The sequence below is a fragment of the Acidovorax sp. CF316 genome, assembly GCF_000276605.1.
Taxonomy (GTDB): Bacteria; Pseudomonadota; Gammaproteobacteria; order Burkholderiales; family Burkholderiaceae_C; genus Acidovorax.
In genome coordinates this window covers 1-2,184 of the sequence record NZ_AKJX01000308.1, presented here as the reverse complement: position 1 = coordinate 2,184, position 2,184 = coordinate 1, and the positions used below count along the sequence as shown (strand labels likewise).

The following is a 2,184-nucleotide window of genomic DNA, read 5'->3' as shown; positions in this document are numbered from 1 at the left end:
GGGGCTGAGGGCCGCGGCTCCAAGCCTGCCTGCGCAGGCTTGGACGTGCCTGAAGAGCGACCGCCTCTGGCGGACGCACGGAGGCGCGAAGCGACTCAGGGGGTGTTCACGCTAGCCAGCGCCGCATGCTGCAGCAGCATGATGGTCTTGCCGTCCTGGATGCGGCCCGAGGCGATGGCCGCCAGCGCCTCGGCCAGGGGCATCTCGATGACCTCGATGTCCTCGCCCTCCTCCACCACGCCGCCGCCCGCGCGCACGCGGTCGCCGGGGGCGTACTCGGCGATGAAGAAGTGCAGCTTCTCGGTCACCGAACCCGGGCTCATGTAGGCCTCGAACAGCTTGCGCGGCGCGCGGATGCGGTAGCCGGTCTCCTCCTCGGCCTCGCGGCGTACGCAGGCCTCGGGCCCATCGCCATCGAGCAGGCCGGCGCAGGCCTCGATCAACTGGCCATCGGGGGAGCCATTCAGAAAGGCCGGCAGGCGGAACTGCCGGGTCAGCACCACGGTGCGGCGCAGCGGGTCCCACAGCAGCAGCACCGCCCCATTGCCCCGGTCATAGGCTTCGCGGCTCAGCCGCTGCCACTGGCCGTCGCGGCGGCGCAGCTCGAAGTGGATCTGGCGCAGGGTGTACCAGCTGTCGGACAGCAGGTCGGCGCCCAGCAGCCGGACATCGGCGGCATCGCCCGGCAAGGGCGCCGCTTCGGGGCGCTTCATGGCGCCACGGCCTCTTCTTCAGCGGCCTCGCGCACGGGCAGCTCCTCGATGTGGTGGTAGACCGGCAGGCCCAGGGCCTGCGCGCGGACCACATCCATGTCGGCACCGCGCGAGGCGCCGGGCAGGCGCAGCACCGCATCGCAGCGCGCCAGCAGGCGGGCAGCCACGGGGTACTGGTAGGCATGGAACACCGCGTCCCCGTGCGTGTGCCCGCCGGCCGCATGGATGATGGGCAGGGCCAGCCATTCGCCCAGCATGGGCAGGTGGCCGCGCTGGAAGATGGGCAAAGCGGCCGCTTCCAGCCGCGCCCGGTTGGCGGCAATACGCTCGGGGTCGCCATCGGTGCCGGAAAGGTAGGGGCCGGCAATGAGTACCAGCAGAGGGCGGTCGGCCGCCGTGGTGTCGGGCATGGGGTTCTCCACAGTTCAATCGTGCAGTATCATGCATTTTCATTGAATTTCATGCAACCAACCCGCCCATGCTCACCACCCAACGCAAACAGCTCATCCTCCAGCGCCTCGCACAGCAGGGCCAGGTCGTGGCCAAGGCGCTCAGCGATGAGTGGGGCGTGTCCGAAGACACGGTGCGGCGCGACCTGCGCGAGCTCGCAGGCGAAGGCAAGCTGCAGCGGGTGCACGGCGGCGCCCTGCCCGCCTCGGCCGCCGTGGGCGACCTGCAGGTGCGCCAGGAGCTAGCGCCCGGCGAAAAGCGCCTGCTGGGCCGCGCCGGGGCCGCGCTGGTGCGGCCCGGCCAGGTGGTCATCCTCGATGGCGGCACCACCTCGCTGCAGGTGGTGCAGCACCTGCCGCTCGACCTGCACGCCACGGTGGTGACCCACAGCCCTGCCGTGGCCACGGCGCTCGCCGGGCATGTGCACATCGAGGTGCTGAGTCTGGGCGGGCGCCTGTACCGGCACTCGATGGTGAACGTGGGCGCCAGCGTGGTGGAGGCCGCCGGGCGGCTGCGTGCCGACCTGTTCCTGATGGGCGTGACCGGCGTGCACGCCCAGGCCGGGCTCACCACCGGCGATTTCGAGGAGGCCGCCGTCAAGCGCGCCCTGCACCAGCGCGCGGCCGAAACCGTGGTGCTGGCATCCACCGACAAGCTCGGCGCGGCCTCGCCCTTCGGCATCGCGCAACTCAAGGAGCTGAGCGCCCTGGTGGTGCCGGCTGCGGCGCCCGCCCAGGTCCAGAAGGCCTTGCAGGCCACGGGCGTGGAGCTCGTGCTGGCCGACTGAAGCCCCGCATGCGCGGTGGCGCGCAGCATGCACAATGCCGCCATGCGATTTCTAGGAGTCTGTCGGACTTGGAGCGTCGAAAGCGAAAATCGGCCTCAGCGAGGGCAGTTTTTGCCGGATTTGCAGCCCCATAGCCAGGCTATGGAGCAAAAAAACGGTGAAAAATGGACCGCTGCGGCCGATTTGCAGCCGACGATTTCCAAGTCCGACAGGCTCCTAGCCACTGTCTGGCGG

General features: G+C 70.1%; 4 protein-coding genes. 2 read left to right on the top strand and 2 right to left on the bottom strand.

Annotated elements, in window-relative coordinates; genetic code table 11:
- Positions 1–95 precede the first annotated feature (95 nt).
- Both PMI14_RS33245 and PMI14_RS33240 read right to left on the bottom strand, forming a co-directional pair.
- On the bottom strand, positions 96–713 hold the full coding sequence (locus PMI14_RS33245; protein WP_007862292.1) for an NUDIX domain-containing protein: 618 nt from the start codon (positions 711–713) through the stop codon (positions 96–98).
- Positions 710–1,123 (bottom strand): hypothetical protein, encoded by a 414-nt coding sequence (locus PMI14_RS33240; protein WP_007862291.1) that lies wholly within the window; start codon positions 1,121–1,123, stop codon positions 710–712. Before PMI14_RS33240 ends, PMI14_RS33245 begins: the two co-directional genes overlap by 4 nt.
- A 68-nt stretch (positions 1,124–1,191) precedes the next feature.
- Between PMI14_RS33240 and PMI14_RS33235 the strand changes: the two genes are divergently transcribed.
- Both PMI14_RS33235 and PMI14_RS35745 read left to right on the top strand, forming a co-directional pair.
- Positions 1,192–1,950, top strand: coding sequence for a DeoR/GlpR family DNA-binding transcription regulator (locus PMI14_RS33235; protein WP_007862290.1), 759 nt, complete (start codon positions 1,192–1,194; stop codon positions 1,948–1,950).
- 27 nt (positions 1,951–1,977) lie between these two features.
- On the top strand, positions 1,978–2,184 hold a 207-nt coding region (locus tag PMI14_RS35745), incomplete at its 3' end, for a hypothetical protein (RefSeq protein ID WP_238541953.1).